General features: G+C 63.8%; 19 protein-coding genes. 7 read left to right on the top strand and 12 right to left on the bottom strand.

Annotation, left to right across the window (positions count from 1 at the left end):
- Positions 1-218: 218 nt before the first annotated feature.
- Positions 219-659, top strand: a complete 441-nt coding sequence (locus tag ACH488_RS08135; protein ID WP_397323416.1) for a type II toxin-antitoxin system Phd/YefM family antitoxin — start codon at positions 219-221, stop codon at positions 657-659.
- Position 660: 1 nt separating this feature from the next.
- Entirely contained in the window at positions 661-1,041 is a 381-nt protein-coding gene (locus ACH488_RS08130; protein WP_397323415.1) for a hypothetical protein, read from the top strand.
- Positions 1,042-1,340: 299 nt separating this feature from the next.
- Here the strand turns inward: ACH488_RS08130 and ACH488_RS08125 are convergent, their stop codons facing one another.
- From ACH488_RS08125 to ACH488_RS08115, 3 genes are all read right to left on the bottom strand, one after another.
- On the bottom strand, positions 1,341-1,913 hold the full coding sequence (locus tag ACH488_RS08125; protein ID WP_397323414.1) for an MOSC domain-containing protein: 573 nt from the start codon (positions 1,911-1,913) through the stop codon (positions 1,341-1,343).
- Positions 1,910-2,455, bottom strand: coding sequence for a gluconokinase (locus tag ACH488_RS08120; RefSeq protein ID WP_397323413.1), 546 nt, complete (start codon positions 2,453-2,455; stop codon positions 1,910-1,912). Before ACH488_RS08120 ends, ACH488_RS08125 begins: the two co-directional genes overlap by 4 nt.
- A gap of 313 nt (positions 2,456-2,768) precedes the next feature.
- Positions 2,769-2,948: a hypothetical protein gene (locus tag ACH488_RS08115; RefSeq protein WP_397323412.1), complete on the bottom strand. Its 180-nt coding sequence runs from the start codon at positions 2,946-2,948 to the stop codon at positions 2,769-2,771.
- Between the two features lies 1 nt (position 2,949).
- Here ACH488_RS08115 and ACH488_RS08110 point away from each other — a divergent pair, with 1 nt between their 5' ends.
- The gene (locus ACH488_RS08110) at positions 2,950-3,429 is read left to right on the top strand and encodes a hypothetical protein (RefSeq protein WP_397323411.1); all 480 of its coding nucleotides are present in this window, start codon (positions 2,950-2,952) and stop codon (positions 3,427-3,429) included.
- A 51-nt stretch (positions 3,430-3,480) separates the two neighbouring features.
- On the opposite strand, the gene ACH488_RS08105 is transcribed toward ACH488_RS08110, so the two are convergent.
- The 9 genes from ACH488_RS08105 to ACH488_RS08065 form a co-directional block, all read right to left on the bottom strand.
- Entirely contained in the window at positions 3,481-4,068 is a 588-nt protein-coding gene (locus tag ACH488_RS08105; RefSeq protein WP_397323409.1) for a TetR/AcrR family transcriptional regulator, read from the bottom strand.
- A gap of 28 nt (positions 4,069-4,096) precedes the next feature.
- Complete coding sequence (locus ACH488_RS08100) at positions 4,097-4,699, bottom strand: TetR/AcrR family transcriptional regulator (protein WP_397323408.1); 603 nt, start codon at positions 4,697-4,699, stop codon at positions 4,097-4,099.
- A complete protein-coding gene (locus ACH488_RS08095; protein ID WP_397323407.1) occupies positions 4,696-5,874 on the bottom strand; it encodes a pyridoxal phosphate-dependent aminotransferase in 1,179 nt (392 codons plus the stop codon). Before ACH488_RS08095 ends, ACH488_RS08100 begins: the two co-directional genes overlap by 4 nt.
- 47 nt (positions 5,875-5,921) lie before the next feature.
- Complete coding sequence (locus tag ACH488_RS08090) at positions 5,922-6,719, bottom strand: SDR family oxidoreductase (protein ID WP_397323406.1); 798 nt, start codon at positions 6,717-6,719, stop codon at positions 5,922-5,924.
- Between the two features lie 105 nt (positions 6,720-6,824).
- On the bottom strand, positions 6,825-7,847 hold the full coding sequence (locus tag ACH488_RS08085) for a biotin-dependent carboxyltransferase family protein (RefSeq protein WP_397323405.1): 1,023 nt from the start codon (positions 7,845-7,847) through the stop codon (positions 6,825-6,827).
- Complete coding sequence (locus ACH488_RS08080) at positions 7,847-8,599, bottom strand: allophanate hydrolase subunit 1 (RefSeq protein WP_397323404.1); 753 nt, start codon at positions 8,597-8,599, stop codon at positions 7,847-7,849. Before ACH488_RS08080 ends, ACH488_RS08085 begins: the two co-directional genes overlap by 1 nt.
- A 27-nt stretch (positions 8,600-8,626) precedes the next feature.
- Entirely contained in the window at positions 8,627-9,430 is an 804-nt protein-coding gene (locus ACH488_RS08075) for a LamB/YcsF family protein (protein WP_274262915.1), read from the bottom strand.
- 91 nt (positions 9,431-9,521) lie between these two features.
- Positions 9,522-10,871, bottom strand: coding sequence for an MFS transporter (locus ACH488_RS08070; RefSeq protein WP_397323403.1), 1,350 nt, complete (start codon positions 10,869-10,871; stop codon positions 9,522-9,524).
- A gap of 49 nt (positions 10,872-10,920) precedes the next feature.
- Complete coding sequence (locus ACH488_RS08065) at positions 10,921-11,553, bottom strand: RraA family protein (RefSeq protein ID WP_397323401.1); 633 nt, start codon at positions 11,551-11,553, stop codon at positions 10,921-10,923.
- Between the two features lie 335 nt (positions 11,554-11,888).
- Between ACH488_RS08065 and ACH488_RS08060 the strand changes: the two genes are divergently transcribed.
- From ACH488_RS08060 to ACH488_RS08045, 4 genes are read left to right on the top strand one after another with little or no spacing between them, the layout of a single operon-like run.
- Entirely contained in the window at positions 11,889-13,451 is a 1,563-nt protein-coding gene (locus tag ACH488_RS08060) for an ABC transporter substrate-binding protein (RefSeq protein ID WP_397323400.1), read from the top strand.
- Positions 13,452-13,465: 14 nt separating this feature from the next.
- Positions 13,466-14,512, top strand: coding sequence for an ABC transporter permease (locus tag ACH488_RS08055; RefSeq protein WP_397323399.1), 1,047 nt, complete (start codon positions 13,466-13,468; stop codon positions 14,510-14,512).
- Positions 14,505-16,262: a dipeptide/oligopeptide/nickel ABC transporter permease/ATP-binding protein gene (locus tag ACH488_RS08050; RefSeq protein WP_397323398.1), complete on the top strand. Its 1,758-nt coding sequence runs from the start codon at positions 14,505-14,507 to the stop codon at positions 16,260-16,262. The genes ACH488_RS08055 and ACH488_RS08050 overlap by 8 nt, the downstream gene beginning before the upstream one ends.
- Positions 16,259-17,068, top strand: a complete 810-nt coding sequence (locus ACH488_RS08045; protein ID WP_397323397.1) for an ABC transporter ATP-binding protein — start codon at positions 16,259-16,261, stop codon at positions 17,066-17,068. Before ACH488_RS08050 ends, ACH488_RS08045 begins: the two co-directional genes overlap by 4 nt.
- Positions 17,069-17,099 lie beyond the last annotated feature (31 nt).

Genomic DNA, 17,099 nt, shown 5'->3' with positions numbered 1-17,099 from the left:
CCAGCACTATCCAACTGGTTTGGGTTGAACTAGGGGCTTCCTCAGCCCAAAGTAGGTCGTGGCGGTACGCGCCTCTGTCGGCCTCAAGGCCATAGCGGCTGCACTTGGGGTAGAAAGTCAGTACGAGCCCTCCTGACGTTCTTGAGGCGCCGGGTTCACGGTGCTGGTCCCCTCACCGTTGGATGTTTATCTGATGTTTATCAGATAAACTATTCTCCATGACTACAACCGCCACCTTCACGCAACTCCTTCGCGAGCCGAAGGAGGTCTTGTCGCACATCGATGAGGGTGACATTGTGGTGACCCGCCGCGGCAAAGAAGACCTGATCGTTTCCAAGGCAAGCGATCATCGCAATGATCGGCAAGGCCTGCAGTTGGCTTCTGCTCTTATTGCGGCCTCACTCGGCGAAGGGGACTTCATAACCCGGCTTCGGCTCCCGTTCCCGTGGCTGACCTTCCTCTCCGGTGAAGAGCAGGAGGAATTCGCTGCGGAGATTGTGGATGTGGCCAGAGGATGTGCGGCTGTCGGCTTTTTTGGCCGGCTGGGCGTGGTGATTTCAGCTTGGGAGGCAACTGCCTCGGCCGTGGCGGAGGGAATCCCTGTGGGCAATGTGGACCTCGTCTATTTCGACCGGCCCGTTGTGGTCGAGGGTCCGTAGCTTGTCGAAGACCGACGGCGTTGCAAGGCCGGGGAAAAGCACAGATTATGTTCTTGAATTCATCACCCGTGAGGCGGAGAAAGGATGGCAGGACGCCCGAGCCACCGCCCGCAATACTCTGACTGATGCATGGGACTACCTGACGAACACGCCGGGTTTGGAACAGCCGGGACTTTGCTACATCTTGCGGGGCAGGTTTCAGAGCCTGACCTACCAAGGGGTGGAATACGCGCGGTATCAGTACAAGTTCACGCATAGTGGCCGCATCTGGTACGCGGTGGTACAGCCGGCCAAGAAGGGCAAGGGGTCGGGGCGAGTGCTGATTGAAAGGGTCGAAGTGGGCCACCCGAATGAGACAGAGCCAGGTCGCAACTTCCGGTGAGAGTTGCTGCCCGTGTGCCGCCACGACCCACTTTGACACTGAACCCGGCGTCGGGCGAGAGGCTTCCGCCGCGGCCGGCGTGCCTCCACGACCCACTTTGACGCCCAAGACAGCCCTATTCAACTGGTTTGGGTTGAACTAAGGGCTGCGTCAGCCCAAAGCTGGTCGTGGGGGTACACGCGTGTTGGATGTGGGATTGGCGTCGGCGTCGGGGGCCGGCGCAAAGTTGGTCGCGGGGGTACGTGCCTTCCGGATGTGGGATTGACCTAGGGTGACGCCTTGGGCCGACCGATGCCCGGCTACGGCAGCCTCGATGGCCTCAGTACCGTCGCCTCGCCGGCCCGCGCGGGCTCGAGGGCTACCGGGCTCACCAACACGGCAGGCCCTCGGTGGAGAAACCCGCCGGAGATTACCTGGCAGCGAACACCACCCCGTCCCCGCATGGCCTTGTGGGCTCCCGGCGCGAGCATCTGGTCCATCCAAGCGCAGGGATGGGCTGGGCGTCCGGCCTTCAAAGTCACGGAATCGCCGCCCGATTCGAGGACGAACTCATGGCCCAGCAAAGGAGCAAGTTCGGCGCCGCGGACCACCACGTTCCGGCGGGTCAGCAGCGGATCGAAAGGGCCGGCGTCGAGTTCTGCTGCGATTGCCTCAAGCGCTTCGACGGCGAAGACGGTCACCGCTGCGTCCATGTGGGCGGCCTTACCGAAGAACCGGTCGCCCACGATGCCCTTGCCTGCCACGAGTTCCGCGGTTGCGGCATCAAGAGTAGGAACGTCGGCTGCTCCTTCCCGCGCCCGCCCGAAGTAGGCGTGCGCGGGCGAGATCAAAAGGTGCAGTACATCGACGTCGTACCTGAACTCAGAGGTCATCCCTCAACGCTAGCCCCAACCGGCAGCGTGAGCACGGAGAGCCGATCGCAGATGGCATCAACCAAGGGGCTGGGCGCAAGCGTGATGTCTGCGAGCACGTGCTGCTCATCGTGTTCCAGTGGTTCGAGGGTGCTGAGCTGGGAGTCCAGGAGGCTGGAGGGCATGAACTCGTGGTCGCGGGCATTCATGCGGGCCAGGAGGGTCGCGCGGTCGCCATTGAGGTGAACGAAGACGACGCCGGGAACGTGCTCCCGCAGCAGGTCGCGGTAACTGCGCTTTAAGGCGGAGCAGGCGATGATCATCGGGGTGCCCGCGTCCGAAGAATCCCGGAGTACCCGGCCGATTTCTTCAAGCCATGGTTTCCTGTCCGCATCATCCAACGGGATGCCGGCTCCCATCTTGGCCTTGTTGGCGGCGGGGTGCAGGTGGTCGCCATCCTGGAAAACCATGCCGAGCCGTTCGCCGAGCAGTGAGCCGACAGTGGATTTGCCGCATCCGGAGACGCCCATGACAACCATGGGTGGGTGGGGAGCAGTGGTCATGTGGAAGTTCCTTCCGGTCGCGCCGTTGCAGACGGATGATCCAAAAAATCATATTTGAGAAAAGATTCGCAGACGCAGGGCGCTCCAGTCAAGGGCTTTTCCATATGTGAAAGCTATCGGCCCACACCGGGTGCCTATGGTTCCGAGGCTGCCCAGCCCTTCAGGCGACCATGAGAAAACTTAAACAAATGAGAAAAGTTTATTGCTTTTGAGTGACCTGCGACATACGCTTAATCCATCAGATTTCCCCGAGTTTCCCAGCAAACTCCCCAATCCCCGGAGGCATGTGATGCGTCGCATCGTTGGAGAACATTCAGTTGGCCACCAGCACCGGTGCCGGTACGTCGCCGGAACCGGAAGCCACTGCCCGGTCAGTGGCCTGTGGACTCCCGTAGGCCAGGTTGGCCCAAGCCTGCAGGTGCTTGAAGGCAGCATCATGCCGACGCACCGGAATGAAGCGGTTGTCTGGCACCTGGTCCAGGGCCTCACGCACCGTGACCTACGTAGCTGAGGCGCGGCCGCGCAGGCGAGTCACGCCGCACCAGCCCCGGCTGACGTCCCTTGAACTGCGTCTCGCCGGGTCCAGGGTGCCCCGCGCCCGCATCGACAGCCACATCCGCACACTCCTGGGCCGCCGGAACGAGGCCATCGCCGCGGCGCTGGCGGACAAGGTTTCCCTGGCTGCTGTTTCCGCTGTTGTGGGAATCCGGGCCGCCGACGTCAAGAGGCTCGGAGGGGCCTACCAGGACCTCCACTTCTCCGGGGCACCGCAGGAATGGCACCTTTCCGGGCTTGCCGCCGTCGCGAAGCAACTCGAGCACGCTCTCAAGGACAAGGAGCAAAGCGTGGAGAGCCTCCGCAGCGACGTCCTGGAATGCCTGGAAGCCGGGCACATGGACGTCTTCCGCATCGCAGCTTTGATATCACTGCCAGCTGAGCGGATCCGTGAACTGATCAGGCCAGTTGCCCTGTAGGCAGTGAAAAAGCCGGACCCGCGGGTCCGGCTTTTTGGTGTTACGGGAAATTCAGGCCTGTCCGCGGTCCGCACTCCAACCCGCCAGGGCACCCTTCAACGCTGCAATCAGCCGCGCGGTGGCCTGGTCCTTGGTGAGCCCCACAGTGTTGATGAGGTCAAGGATTTCGCGGGGATCGAACAGGATATTCCACAGGAACATCGCCTCATCGCCGATCGGCGGCAGGCCCAGTTCCTCGCACGCTTCGCGCAAGGGACGTTCCAGGGCGTCTGCCTGGACTGTCAGGTAGAAGGCACCCGAACGAAGTCGGGCCAGGTAGCCCTCGCCGGAACGCGTGTAAAGCATGGCGCCGCCGTGGCGCGTGACCAGGTCCACCCACTTGCGGCTCACCGTGGTCAAAAGTTCGACGCCGGTCAGCTCCTGCTGCTTGAGGCTGTAGTCGCGCAGTTTCTCACCAACGCCGAAGCGGTACTCGGCCAGGATGTCCTCGACTGAAGGAAAGTGCCGGTAAGCGGTGGCCGTGGATATTTCGGCATGCTTGGCGACGTCCGTCATGCTGATGGGACCGCGGCGGGACGCGAAAAGCTGACCCGCTGCCTTGACCAGTTGTCGGCGGTTGCGCTGTGTGTCACTACGCATTGATGGGCACCCTTTCGTCTCCTCAAGCTTAGGTCCTGGAAGCGGACCACCCTGTCAGGGCGGCCGTGAAGGTCCTGACCAATCGGGCGGAGGCTTGCTCGGCCGTGAGGTGCAGGCTCTGGATGAGATCGTTGATTTCACGGGGGTCGAAGAAGCCGTTCCACAGGAAGAGCGCCTCGTCCCCTGGATGCGGAATACCGAGTTCCCGGCAGGCTTCCCGCAGTGGTGTGGCCAGGGCATCGGCCTGGACGGTCAGGTAGTACGCGCCCGCCTTGACGCGGGCCAGGTAGCCTTCGGCGGACCGCGTATGGATCATGGACTCGCCGTGCTGGACCACCAAGTGCACCCATTTGGCGCACACGGCTTCCAGCAATTCGAGGCCGGCCGAGGTCTGGGTTCGGCTGAACTCCAGCAGTTCGCGGCCCACCTCGAACCGGTATGCCGCCAGCGCGTCGTCCACCGATGCGAAGTGCCGATACGCCGTGGCCGTGGAAATTCCGGCTTCCGCGGCGATTTGCGACATGGTAGCCGAGCGGCCGGCTCCGAAGAGCCGGCCGGCCGCGTCTACCAAAAGCATCCGGTTTCGCTGCATGTCAACGCGCAGCCCTGCCGGTGGGTCGAGCAGGGTCACGCATCCTGCCTGAGGGCCGCGAGGCCTGCAGCAAGACGTTCGACGCCGGCAGCGATCGCCTCAGCGCTGGCGGCGTAGGAAAGCCGCAGGTGGTGTTCGCCGTTGCGCCCAAACTCGCTGCCTGGACGTACGGCCACGCCGAATTCGCGCAGGTGGGCCACCATCTGGGCAGCGGGGAGGTCAACGTCGTACTTGGGGAAGAGGTAGAAGGCGCCTTCGGGGGAACTGACCGTGAGGCCGGGGATCTTGCTGAGGCCGTCGAACATGAGTTGGCGGCGTTCGGCGTAGGAGGCGTGCATGCGCTTGATGTCAGGACCGCAGGTCTTGAGCGCGGTCAACGCTGCCAGTTGCACGGCCGTGTTCATGGAACCGTTGAAGGTGTTGTGCACCCGCGCTGCGGAGGCGATGACGTCGGAAGGACCCCACAGATAGCCGACGCGCCAGCCGGTCATGGCGTAGCTCTTGGAGAACGTCTGGCAGTAGATGGTCCTGCCTGCCAGGCCGGGGATTTCCAGGGCGGAGGTGAAGGGTTCCTCGGTGTAGACGAGGTCGCTGTAGGCCTCGTCGGAGAGGACCAGGGTGTCCGTTCCGGCAACCATGTCTGCGAGGGCTTCGAGTTCCTGGCGCGAGTGGACAATGCCGGTGGGGTTGGAGGGGTTGCAGAAGACGAACATCTTGGCGCCTTGCAACGCGGACGCCAGGGCATCAAGGTCCCAGTGGAGGTCATCGGCCAACGGAACAGCAACAGTGGTGCCGCCGGCCATGCTCACCAGGTCGGCATACAGCGAGTAGGTGGGGTCCGGGATGACCACCTTGTCGCCGGGGTTGACGATGCCCAGGATCGCAGCGGACAGGCCGGCCGTTCCGCCCTGGGTGATGAGCACGTCCGCGGGGCTGGCCACTTCGCCGAGGAGCTGGCCGATACGGGCAGCCAACTCCTCGCGAAGCACCAGCTCGCCGAGCAACGGCGAGTAGTGGGTGTGGCCCTCTTCCAGGGCGCGGGCGGCAGCAGCGCGGACCTGTCCGGGGGTGTCGAAGTCCGGCTCGCCCATGGCCAAGGACACAAGGTCGCCCTTGGACTGGGGCTGCTGGACCCGCAATGACGTGCGCTGGACACGCAGCACCGCCTCGGAAGGCTGGAAGGGTGCGACGGCGGTGGATGGTTCGGGGGTCATGGCAGTCCTGCTTCGGCTGGTTGGGAAGGGAAAGTTGATGGGGGTTGCTACTGCTGGGGGAGGTCTTCTTGGGGAGCTCCAGCCCAGCGGCTGATGTCGATGTCTCCGGAGGTATCGCGCTGCACGGTCGGTGCAATGACGAGTTCCTGGACCACGGTGCGCTGGGGAAGGGTAGCCACGAGGTGGATGGCGCGGGCAACATCCTCCGGTTGGACCATCGCTTCGCGTTCGTCGTCCCGGGGTGGCCGGGCGCGGTTGTCCAGGATGGGGGTTGCTGTTTCACCGGGAAGGATGGTGATGGCACGGAGTCCTTCGTTGCGGAAGGTGTTGTGGAGATAGGTCATGAAGTTCCGGACCGCGGCCTTTGCTGCACCGTAGGCAGCACCGCCCAGGAGGTTCGGGTTGACCGCTGCGAGCGAGGATACTGTGATGATGGTGCCCGTGTTCCGGGAGAGCATGCCCGGCAGTACGGCCTGCGTCAGGAGGTACACGGCGTTGAGGTTGACGTCCAGGACGCTATTCCATTCCTCTTGGCTGATCCAGCGGACGTTCAACACCTTGCTGGCGCTCCCGGCGTTGTTGACCAGGATGTCCACGGGCCCGAGGTTTTCGGAAACCCATGCAACCAGGGCGTCGACGTCGTCCTTGGATGAAATGTCCGCGGCGCGTGAGGTGACCTTGCCGCCGTCGTTCGCGATGACCGAGGCGACCTCCTCCAGGACGGAAAGCCGACGGCCCACTAGCACTACCTGTGCGCCTTCGGCTGCGAGCAGTTCCGCCGTCGAACGGCCCATGCCCGTACCCGCGCCGGTGATGACGGCGACTTTGCCTTCGAGAAGTCCCATGGTTCCGTTCCTCCAGATGTGGAAAGTATTGCGATAGCTATCACATATGCGAAAAGTTTCTCATTTGCGAAGGGCGAAGGTCAAGTGTTCCTGGCCCCTTGAGGCTCAGGCTGCCGCCCGGACGGAAGCGCTTCGCGAATGATGCGGCAGGTCCACGGCGCCGAAGAGGCTCTGGACCCGTGATTCCAAGACACCAAGCAGGCGTTGCGACTCGTGGTAGTCCGCGACGGCCTGCTCCTGGGTCACCCAGCGGAACGTCATGCGCTGCCCGGGACGGGCTTGGCCCAACATGGGCAATGAGGCCTTGGTAGCGAAAGCGACAATCGGGTAGCCCGCCGTCAGGGTCCGGTAGCGCCCCAGGATGATGAGCTCGTCCCCATGCGGGATCTCGAAGGCGCCGATGGGTACACCGTGGGACACGATTTCACCCAGTCCCTCGGGGTGCACCACCGGGCCGTCCAGCCGAAGGCCAACGTGGTTGGACTTGGCAGTGACGGTGTACTCGCGGGAAGCAAGGAGTTCCCGGATACCCTCTGCTGCGTCCGTTTCTGGCCCCTCCACAATGTCGATGGTCCACAGAGGGTCTTCAAAGGAAGGAACGGGTACCGGGAGACGGAACAGCGGCTGCGTCAGGTAGGGGTGCTCGAAACCTGAATAGGTGGTCCCGAGTTCCAGATGCTGGCCCGCGGCGATCTGCTGGGGAAAGCCCATTCGCGCTTCGGGGGCAGCACTGCCCATGAAGCGATCGGTGGCAAGCGTCCCGCTGAAGGCCATGTAGTTCCGCATCCCGCCGCGGGCATTCGCGATCACCACCCGTCCCTTCGCCGGAACGCAGACGGGCTGCCACATGGCCACGGCGCTGCCGTTGACAGTGACATCCGCGGGAGCTCCCGTGACGGAGATCAGGACCGGCTTGGACGTGGTGAAAACAAACCGGCCGCCCATGAGTTCCAGGACAGTAGCGGACCGGTCATTGCCCACGAGGATGTTCGCCACCGCAGCTGAGTGCTGGTCGGCCGCACCGCCGCAAGGGACACCAAGGGCTTCTGACTGTTCGCGGCCCAGGTCCTGGAACGTGGCCAACCAGGCAGTCTCGCGGACTTTGAGGGTCACAGTGCGTTCTACCATCAGAGTGCCCCTTCAATCGTGTACGAATCAGTCCTCAGGAAGTGCCCCTCCAGGCGTTCCCACTCGGACTCCGGGACCACCTTGAACCGGACAGTGTCTCCTGGCTTATAGGACGTGGGCGGATTCTCCCTGATATCGCAGATGGTCAGTGGAGTGCGCCCAATGACCTTCCAGCCAGTGGGTCCCGGGAAGGGTTGGATGATGGCGTTGGTTCCCGCCACCATCACCGACCCCGGGTCCACATTGGTCCGCGGTTCCCTGCAGCGGCTGACCTGCCCGGGGAACTGGACGGTGCCCATCATGGGTGCCATGGCCGAGGCCAGGAGATTGATCGAAAGCACCGAATCCTCAAGATGCCCAAGGACGGCCTCTTGGCTGATGCCCAGCTCCGCAGCCACATCCGGCAGGTCCGGAGCGAAGGCTTCGTTGACCACCAGCGGAATCACAAAGTGCTTGCCATCGGCCTGCCCGTTTTCCTGCTGGAACCGGCCAGCTGCCGCGAGCCGGATGGTTTGGGCAAGCTGGGCGTGGCCGACGGCGAGGCAGTCGAACTCCACCAGGATGGAGTCGACGCCGGCCACCACGTCCTGCAGGCCATGGGGCCGCACGTCCAGGAGGATTTCGCGGATCCGGCGGCTGCCGGCCTGCCGTTCCTCCGCTGTGCCGGACGCCACGCTGACCATCAGCGCGGAATCACCGAACGGGACGGCCTTGATGTCCGGCAATTGTCCGGGCTCTGGGTGCGTGCTCATGGGTCCTTGGCTTGTTCGTCGGGTAGCTCAGACGGTGGCGAGCCTGGCCTTTTCGGCCAGCACTTCCTGCAGCCCGGTTGCCTTGACTCCGGCCTTGTCCAACGCGGCGCGGAGGGCGGTGCCGTTCTCCAGGACCTGCGGGTGGTCGCCGTGGAGGAGCACGACGTCGGCATCGTGGCCGAGCGGGACAACCTTGCCGGTGACGGCGCGAACCGTTCCTTCGGTCACCACCTGGACGACGCGGCGGCCGATTTCCTCCGGGTCGTGCAGCAGGGCGCCCTCGGTGTTGCGGGACACCGGCATGCCGTCTTCGCCGTAGCCGCGGTCGGCCAGGAAGACGTAGCCAACCTCGAGTCCGCGCTTGCGGGATTCTTCGGCGAGCAGGCCGTTCTGGCAGATCACGATGTAGGACGGGTCGTAGGCCTTGATGGCGTCCGTGATGGCGCGGGCGTGCTTCGCGTCGGTCTGGGCGATGCTGCCCATGCGGCCGTGCGGGGCAACATGGCTGATCTTGCCGCCGTGGATCCGGGCGAAGGCGTCAAGGGCACCGATCTGGTACAGCACGTCCGTGCGGATTTCCTCTTCGCTGGCCTCGATCAGGCGGCGGCCGAAGCCCACCAGGTCCGGGTAGCCCGGGTGCGCGCCCAGTTCGATGCCGCGTTCCACGCAGGCCTTGACGGTGGCGTCCATAACGCGGGGATCGCCGGCGTGGAAGCCGCAGGCAATGTTGGAGGCCGTGACCAGGCCCAGCAGGGCGTCGTCGTCGCCGATTGTGTAGTTTCCGTAGCTTTCGCCGAGGTCTGCAACGACGGCGACTGAGTTGATGCCCAAGGTGACTCCCAATGGTTTTCGTGTGGTGCTTTATGGTCCAACGACGGCGGCCTGGCAGCAATGGCGGCAGGCCGCCGTCGTACGGGTTTTGTTAGTGGGTGGCCAGCGGCTGTCCCTTGGTTTCCTTCAGGAAGAACACTGAAACCAGGGTGATGATGGCCGTGCCGATCGAGGCGTAGGCCGGAACCATGCTGTTGCTGGTGGCCTTGATGATCTCGGTCATGATCAGCGGAGCGCTGCCACCGAAGATGATGGTGCTGAGGCTGAAGCCGATGCTGTAGGCGCTGTAGCGGACCGTGGTGGGGAACATTTCCGTCAGGACCGTGTGGACCACGGCGGCGTGGCCGGAGAACGCGATGGCCATGACGATGGTGGCGATGCAGGCCAGGCCCATGTTGCCGGTGGTGATCATGGCGAACATCGGGTAGGAGACCAGGGCCATGAGGACTGCGGACAGTGCCAGCACCGGCTTGCGTCCGATGCGGTCAGAGAGGCGGGCCATCAGCGGGATGGAGATGATGATGGCAACCAGGCTGACGGCCGTCACCAGCAATGCCTGGACCATGGAGAAGTTGTTGCCGGAGCCCAGCTGGGTCTTCAGGTACGTAGGCATGTAGGCGAACAGCAGGTAGTAGCCGGGGCCGTTCAACGCCGGCAGGAAGATGGTCAGAGCGATGGCCTTCAGGTGGCGCTTGGACGTGAAGACCGCGCGCAGGGGGTTGCGCTCTACTTCATTGCGTTCACGGAGTGCTGCGAAATGCGGGGTGTCTTCCATCTTGGAACGGATGTAGTAGCCCACATAGCCGAGCGGAAGCGCGAACAGGAACGGAATCCGCCAGGCCCAGGATTCCATGGTGGCGTCACCGAGGGTGGTGATCAGCGTCGCGGAGAAGGCGCTGCCGAACAACAGGGCGCAGAAGGAGCCCACGGCGATGAAGCTCATGGAGTAGTTGCGGTGCTTGTTGTGCGCATACTCCCCAACGAACGCCATGGCGCCCGCCACTTCGCCGCCTGCGGAGAAGCCCTGCAGGATGCGGAAGAGAATCAGCAGCGCAGGGGCCGCCCAGCCAATGACCGACGACGACGGGATGAGGCCGATGCAGGCGGTGGCGCCGGAGATGAGGAGGAGCAGCATGGACAGCAGGTTCTTGCGGCCCAGCTTGTCGCCCAGATAACCGCAGATAACGCTTCCGAAGGGGCGGGCCAGGAAGCTGACCAGGAAGCCTACGTTGGTCAGCAGCAGGGACCCGAGATCCTTGGAACCCATGATGTTGATGGCAAGGTACGTGGTCAGGAGCCCGTAAATGCCGTAGTCGTACCACTCCACGAAGGAGCCCATGGTGCCGGCGATCGTCGCCTTGCGCACCATCTTGCCGTCGGCTGTGACGACCTTTACCTGTGCGGTGTTCAGTTCCACTGATTCCGTCGATGAACTAGACATTGGTGGTTCTCTCAGTTTAGGTCCCGCTGTTGGGGGAGGGGAGAAGGAGTTAGCTGTATTCGCGGGTAATTTCGGCGGTCATTTCGGCCTCGTGGACCGCGACAGCCTTGACCAGCTCCAGGATTTCCGCGGCGCGGGCCTGGGGGATGATGACGACGCCGTCATCGTCTGCGGCGACGATGTCACCGGCGGAGCACACAATGCCGCCGATGGCCACCGGTTCGCCGATGACTCCGGGGCCGTTCTTGAACGGTCCGGCAGGGGTGGTGCCGCGGGCGAACACCGGGAACCTGATGTCGGTGATGGTGGCACGGTCCCGGATGTAGCCATCGATGACGGCACCGGTAGCACCGGCGGCCTCGAAGCGCTGGGAGAGCTGTTCGCCCACCAGCGCCCGGTGTTCGTGGCCGAAGCCGTTGATGACTACTACGTCACCGGGCTCGATGTAGTTGAGGGATTCGATGACTGCCGCGTTGTCACCGGCCGCACCGAGGACAGTCAGTGCGGAACCGACGCACTTTGCGCCTGCCCACACCGGGTTGATGTTGCCGTCCACCAGTCCGAGGCGCTCCATGGCGTCTCCGATGTTGGCGACGGGGAATTCTTCGAAGGCGCGGACCAGTTCCCGCGGCGGACGGGTCCACTGTGCCTTGCGGACTGTGAGCTCGAGAGTCGTTGCCATGTGTTCCACCTTTGGGTTGATCCGGGGTTCTTCGGGTTGGCCGCCTTGAGACGCCAATCACATATGAGAAAAGTTTCGCGTTTTTTCCCCATCCCGTCAAGCCCCGGATGTTTCCGGTCTGTAAAACCTCGGCGTGGTGCAGGTCTCTTGTGGGTGAACTCACAAAAAAGCGTTGACTTCGTTCGGCCGATGTGTGAATCTCTTCTCATTCGCGAAACTTATCGCAGTTCAATCCTTCGGGTTTCGGCACTCCCCGGCGCATCGCATCCGCCGCGGCCAGGCAGCCCTGAAGGCGACCAGGAGGTTCACCCCTTATGCAAGGACGTTCCACTTTCATGGCCGCAGCGGCATCCCTCACGGCTGCCGCGTTCTTTTTGACCGGCTGCACCACGGGCGGCCAGGCACCCGCAGGAAACGCCTCGGGCGGGGCGATGTCCACGGACACCATCCGGACCGCCCTCAACGCAGATCCCACTACCTTCAACGCGGCCAAGGCCAACGCCAAGGACGACTACGAGGTGGCCCGGTTCCTGTACGACACCGTGGTCCGCAGGGATGCTGACGGGAAGTTCATCGGCGGACTGGCCACTGAGTGGAAATCCACTGCCACCAACGCCACATTGACCATCCGCAAGGACGCAACGTGCTCGGACGGTACCCCCATTACTCCCACCATCGTGGCGAAGTCCCTCAGCTACTTCGCGGATCCCGCCACCAAGAACAACTTCGGCAAGCTCGTCTTCGGTCCCGGCCAGCCGGTGATTACCGGCGACGACGCCGCCGGCACAGTGGACATCAAGCTGGCGCAGCCGTGGTCGGAACTGATCGGCGGCCTGACTTTGGCGCAGACAGGCATCATCTGCCCGGCCGGCCTCGCCGACCTGGATGGACTGGCCAAGGGCGCCGTCAAGGGTGCGTTCTCCGGGCCCTACACCCTCACCAAGGCCAGCCACGGCGTCAGCTACGACATGACGCTCCGTGAGGACTACAAAGCGTGGCCGCAGTACTCCAAGCCGTTGGAAGGTGTTCCGGCCAAGACGGTACGCTTCTTCCCCGGCGTCAACAAGACCACGGTGGCCAACCAGCTCCTCACCGGTGAAATGGACGTCTCGGACATCGCACCCGCCGACGTACAGCGCTTCGAAGGCAACAAGGATTACTCCGTCACGTCTGTGCCTTTTGCCGGCATCTTCCTCCTGTTCAACCAGCGCGAAGGCAGCCCCTTTACCGACCCCGCACTCCGCAAGGCCGTGGCCCAGCTGATGAACCAGCAGGCTTTCAACGCTGCCGCATATGCGGGCAAGGGCATTACCTACAACTCGATCGTTGCCCCCACGGTTCCTTGCGTCCTGCCGGATAACTCGAGCCTCACCAAGGAAGATGCTGCCGCGGCCAAGGCAGTGCTCTCGGGGAAGACCTTCAAAATGGTGGGCACCACCAGCATCGGCCCGAACGGCGCAGGCAGCACCTACGTCCAGGAAGTACTCCGCGCCGCCGGGGCAACCGTGGACCTGCAGCTTGTGGACAACGGAACCTGGGCCACCATGACCCAGACCAAGCCGGAGACCTGGGACCTGACCGTGCAGGGCGATGCCAACTTCGTAGGAACCGTGGCAGCCTCCCTGACCCGCATTGCCGGTGTTCCCACGGAAAAGGGCGGCCGCAACATCGGCGGTGGCGAGAACGCGGACATCCTGGCGGACATCGCCACGGCCCAGGCGGCCACGGACGAATCGGCCCGCTGCGATGCCTACACCAAGGCACAGAAGAGCATCCTCAGCGACAACGACATTGTTCCGTTCGTGGGTGAGCCGCAGATCGTCGCCCAGCGCTCCGGATTCTCCATCCAGGCACCTTCCGGGATTGTCGACTACGCCACCATGCGCATCACCAAGTAAGCAAAGGCTTCACGATGACTGAACCAACCATGCTCTCCAAGGAAGTCCAAATCCTTGAGAGCCAAACCCCGGGGGCCGCCGAAGGCCCCCGGGGCAGGGCCCTGAGCCTGTCTCCGTGGGCCGACTACGCCCTTCGCCGCACCGGCGGTGTCCTACTCTCCGTAGCCCTGCTCGTCGTCGTGACCTTCTTCATGGTTCCGCTCATCCCGGGCGATCCGGCAGTGGCCGTGGCGGGAGCCGACGCGACCACCGAACAGATCGAGGCCATCCGCAACAGCCTCGGCCTCAACGATCCGCTCTACATCCAGTTCATCCACTATGTTGGCGGACTGTTCACCGGGGACCTCGGCGAATCCTTCGCCTACAGCACCTCGGTTTCGCAGATCATCGCCACCAAGTTGCCGTTCACTGCCGAGATTGCGTTGCTGGGCATCATCCTGGTGCTGCTGGTCTCGGTTCCCGTGGGCATGCTGGTGGGTATCCTGACCCGCGGCGGCCGCAAGAAATGGCTGGACGTGTCCTTCGGGATGCTCACCGGTTTCTTCCAGGCGGTCCCGCAATACGTGGTCTCCACCATGCTGGTGGTGGTCTTCGCCATCATGCTCAAGGTCCTTCCGGCGGCCGGTGCGGCCTCGCTGGCCTCGCTGATCCTGCCCGTGATCGGCCTCTCCATCGCACCGATCTGCTCGATTGCCCGCGTGGTCCGCCGCGAGACGTCCACCGTGCTGGAGCAGGACTACCTGCGCACCGGCCGGGGCTGGCGCCTGCCCGCGCTGCGGCTCTACGCACGGCACGCCCTGCCCAACCTGCTGACCACTGCTCTGACCTTGGCCGGGCTGATCCTGGCGGGCATGCTTGGCGGTGCCATCATCGTGGAGAACGTCTTCAACTGGCCAGGACTGGGACGCGAAATCGTCACGGCAATCGTCAACAAGGACTACCCGGTCATCCAGGGCATCATCCTGGTCCTTGGCTTCCTGGCCATCGTGCTCAACCTGCTGGTGGACGTCATCCTTGGCCTCATCGACCCCCGCACCCTTGGAGGAAAGTCCAATGGCTGAGACCGCCCGTCCCCGCCGACGGTTCCGCTGGACCACGGGCCTCATTGTCGGCATCGTGTTGATGTCCGCCTTGGTCCTCACGGCACTCATCGCCCCGATGTTCCTCACGGACGCCGCCGAGAAGCTGACCCCGCAGGCATCCCAAGGGCCCAGCGCCGAGCATTGGCTCGGCACGGACGACTTCGGCCGTGATGTGTTGGCCCGGTCCTTGGTTGCGGCCCGGCTCACCCTGCTCATGACGGCGGCAACCACGGCGATTGCCGTCGTCGCAGGTATCGCAATCGGTACTGCAGTCTGGCTGGCGCCGCGCCGCATCCGTACCGCGGTCCTCCGGGTCATCGAAGCTGCCGTTGCGTACCCGAGCCTCATCTTCTCGTTGTTGATTGCCGCCATCCTGGGCCAGGGCACGTGGTCTGCCGTGCTGGCCATCTCCATTGCGAGCATCCCGGCCTTCGCGCGCTTGACGGCGAACATGGCAGCCTCGATCTCGCAGCGCAACTACGTCTCCACGGCCCGCCTGCTCGGAGTTTCCGGACCCCACATCATTACCCGGCACCTGCTGCCCAACATGGCAGAACCCCTCTTGGTCCTCACGGCAACCGTCTTCGCGACAACGCTGATCGACCTGTCCAGCCTGTCCTTCATTGGCTTGGGCGTGCAGAACCCTGAGTACGACTTCGGCCGCCTCCTCAACGAGGCCCTGGTCAACATCTACTCGCAGCCCCTGCAGGCCGTGATGCCGTCCATCATGATCACTATTACCGGCCTGTCAGCCATGCTCATCGGTGACGGCCTCGCAGCCGCTACCGATCCCCGGGGCGGCCGCAAGTTCGGCAGCCTTCGCAAGGCATCCGAGGTTCCCGCCTCGCTGCGGGCCGATGCCGAAGCGCTCGTTGAGGTGGACAACCTGACTGTCACCACGCCGTCGGGCCTTCCCCTGGTGAAAGGCGTTTCGCTCAGCATCCACGCGGGCGAAGTAGTGGGGCTGGTTGGCGAGTCCGGATCAGGAAAGTCGCTGACGGCGATGTCCATCGCGGGCCTGTTGCCGGAGGAACTGGGCGTTAGTGCAAAGACCATGCGCTTGGGCGACTTGAACCTGCTTAAGAAGAACAACCCACGTGAACTGGCAACCTCCATTGGGCTGGTGTACCAGGACCCCGGAACGAGCTTCAATCCGGCGTTGCGCATCGGATCCCAGCTGACCGAAGTCAGCCGCGTGCACCTTGGCCAGTCGCGCAGCACGGCGTTCGGTCGCATGGTCAAGGCACTGGCCGACATCCGGATCACCCAGCCGGAGAAGCGCATGAAGCAGCACCCGCACGAACTGTCCGGCGGGATGCTGCAGCGGGCAATGATCGCGTCCACGCTGGTCACGGACCCGCGGCTCATCATTGCCGACGAACCCACCACCGCCCTGGACGTGACAGTCCAGGCCGACGTGCTCCGGCAGTTCCGCACCATCAACCGGGAAATGGGAACCGCCATGCTGTTCATCTCGCACGATATCGGCGTGGTCCAGGCGCTCTGCGACAAGGTCATCGTCATGAACGGCGGCAAGATCCTGGAGCGCCTCACGGGCGAGGAACTCGCTGCCGGCAAGGTCAAACACCCCTACACCAAGGCCCTGCTGGCGGCCACACCGTCCATCGCCGAGCGCAAGGCCGAACTCATCACCGTGAGGGCAACTGACTTCACCATGGACGAGGTTGCGGACGAATCCGGCAGTGACACCAAGGAGGTTGCCAAGTGAGCACCGACCAGCCAGTCCTGGAATTGAACGATGTGCGGGTGACGTTCGGTTCCGGCCGATCCGCAGCCACCGTGCTGAAAGGAGTCAACACAAGCATCCATCAAGGCAAGACCCTGGGAATCGTGGGCGAATCGGGCTCAGGCAAATCCACCATGGCCAAGGCGATCGTGGGCCTGGTGAAGCCAAGCGGCGGTGTGATTTCGTTCTCCGGACGCGACGTTTCGGCGATGTCCGGGGCCGAACGGCGGCGCATGCGCCGGGCAGTCCAGATGGTCCCGCAGGACCCGTATTCGTCCCTGAACCCGCGGCGGACCATCGGGCAGACCCTCGCCGAGGCCATTGACCCGCTGCGGGCCAACCCCAAGGAACATCGTGAGAAGATCTCCTACTGGCTCTCGACGATCCGCTTGGACTCCGAGGTCGCCGAACGCTATCCGCACGAGTTCTCCGGTGGCCAGCGGCAGCGCATCGCCATTGCGCGTGCCTTGGCGGTGCAACCCAAGCTCATCATTGCCGACGAGATCACTTCCGCGCTGGACCTCTCCGTGCAGGCCGAGATCCTGAACCTGATCGGCCGGCTCCGGAAGGAGCTGGACCTGACCATGGCCTTCATCTCGCATGACCTCGATGTGGTGCACCACGTCAGCGACGAAATCCTGGTCCTGTTCCACGGCGAGGTGGTTGAGTCCGGCGAGGTGGATGCCGTCTACGGGAATCCGCAGCATCCTTACACGCGCCGCTTGATCGATTCCGTCCCTGGCGGCCCGGGCTTCGATATCGGCCCACGTACGGTCGCCGCCGTGTGACGTTGTTCGCGTTCGGGGGCTTGGCGGGCCG

This window comes from Paenarthrobacter sp. NPDC018779 (assembly GCF_044391085.1).
Taxonomy (GTDB): domain Bacteria; phylum Actinomycetota; class Actinomycetes; order Actinomycetales; family Micrococcaceae; genus Arthrobacter.
This window is presented reverse-complemented; position numbering and strand designations above follow the sequence as displayed.

Excerpts from the sequence above, each read along its gene's own strand:
- ACH488_RS08135 (WP_397323416.1), top strand. The coding sequence starts at position 219 with ATGACTACAACCGCCACCTTCACGCAACTCCTTCGCGAGCCGAAGGAG.
- ACH488_RS08125 (WP_397323414.1), bottom strand. The coding sequence starts at position 1,913 with ATGACCTCTGAGTTCAGGTACGACGTCGATGTACTGCACCTTTTGATC.
- ACH488_RS08120 (WP_397323413.1), bottom strand. The coding sequence starts at position 2,455 with ATGACCACTGCTCCCCACCCACCCATGGTTGTCATGGGCGTCTCCGGA.
- ACH488_RS08105 (WP_397323409.1), bottom strand. The coding sequence starts at position 4,068 with ATGCGTAGTGACACACAGCGCAACCGCCGACAACTGGTCAAGGCAGCG.
- ACH488_RS08095 (WP_397323407.1), bottom strand. The coding sequence starts at position 5,874 with ATGACCCCCGAACCATCCACCGCCGTCGCACCCTTCCAGCCTTCCGAG.
- ACH488_RS08090 (WP_397323406.1), bottom strand. The coding sequence starts at position 6,719 with ATGGGACTTCTCGAAGGCAAAGTCGCCGTCATCACCGGCGCGGGTACG.
- ACH488_RS08085 (WP_397323405.1), bottom strand. The coding sequence starts at position 7,847 with ATGGTAGAACGCACTGTGACCCTCAAAGTCCGCGAGACTGCCTGGTTG.
- ACH488_RS08080 (WP_397323404.1), bottom strand. The coding sequence starts at position 8,599 with ATGAGCACGCACCCAGAGCCCGGACAATTGCCGGACATCAAGGCCGTC.
- ACH488_RS08070 (WP_397323403.1), bottom strand. The coding sequence starts at position 10,871 with ATGTCTAGTTCATCGACGGAATCAGTGGAACTGAACACCGCACAGGTA.
- ACH488_RS08065 (WP_397323401.1), bottom strand. The coding sequence starts at position 11,553 with ATGGCAACGACTCTCGAGCTCACAGTCCGCAAGGCACAGTGGACCCGT.
- ACH488_RS08060 (WP_397323400.1), top strand. The coding sequence starts at position 11,889 with ATGGCCGCAGCGGCATCCCTCACGGCTGCCGCGTTCTTTTTGACCGGC.
- ACH488_RS08055 (WP_397323399.1), top strand. The coding sequence starts at position 13,466 with ATGACTGAACCAACCATGCTCTCCAAGGAAGTCCAAATCCTTGAGAGC.
- ACH488_RS08050 (WP_397323398.1), top strand. The coding sequence starts at position 14,505 with ATGGCTGAGACCGCCCGTCCCCGCCGACGGTTCCGCTGGACCACGGGC.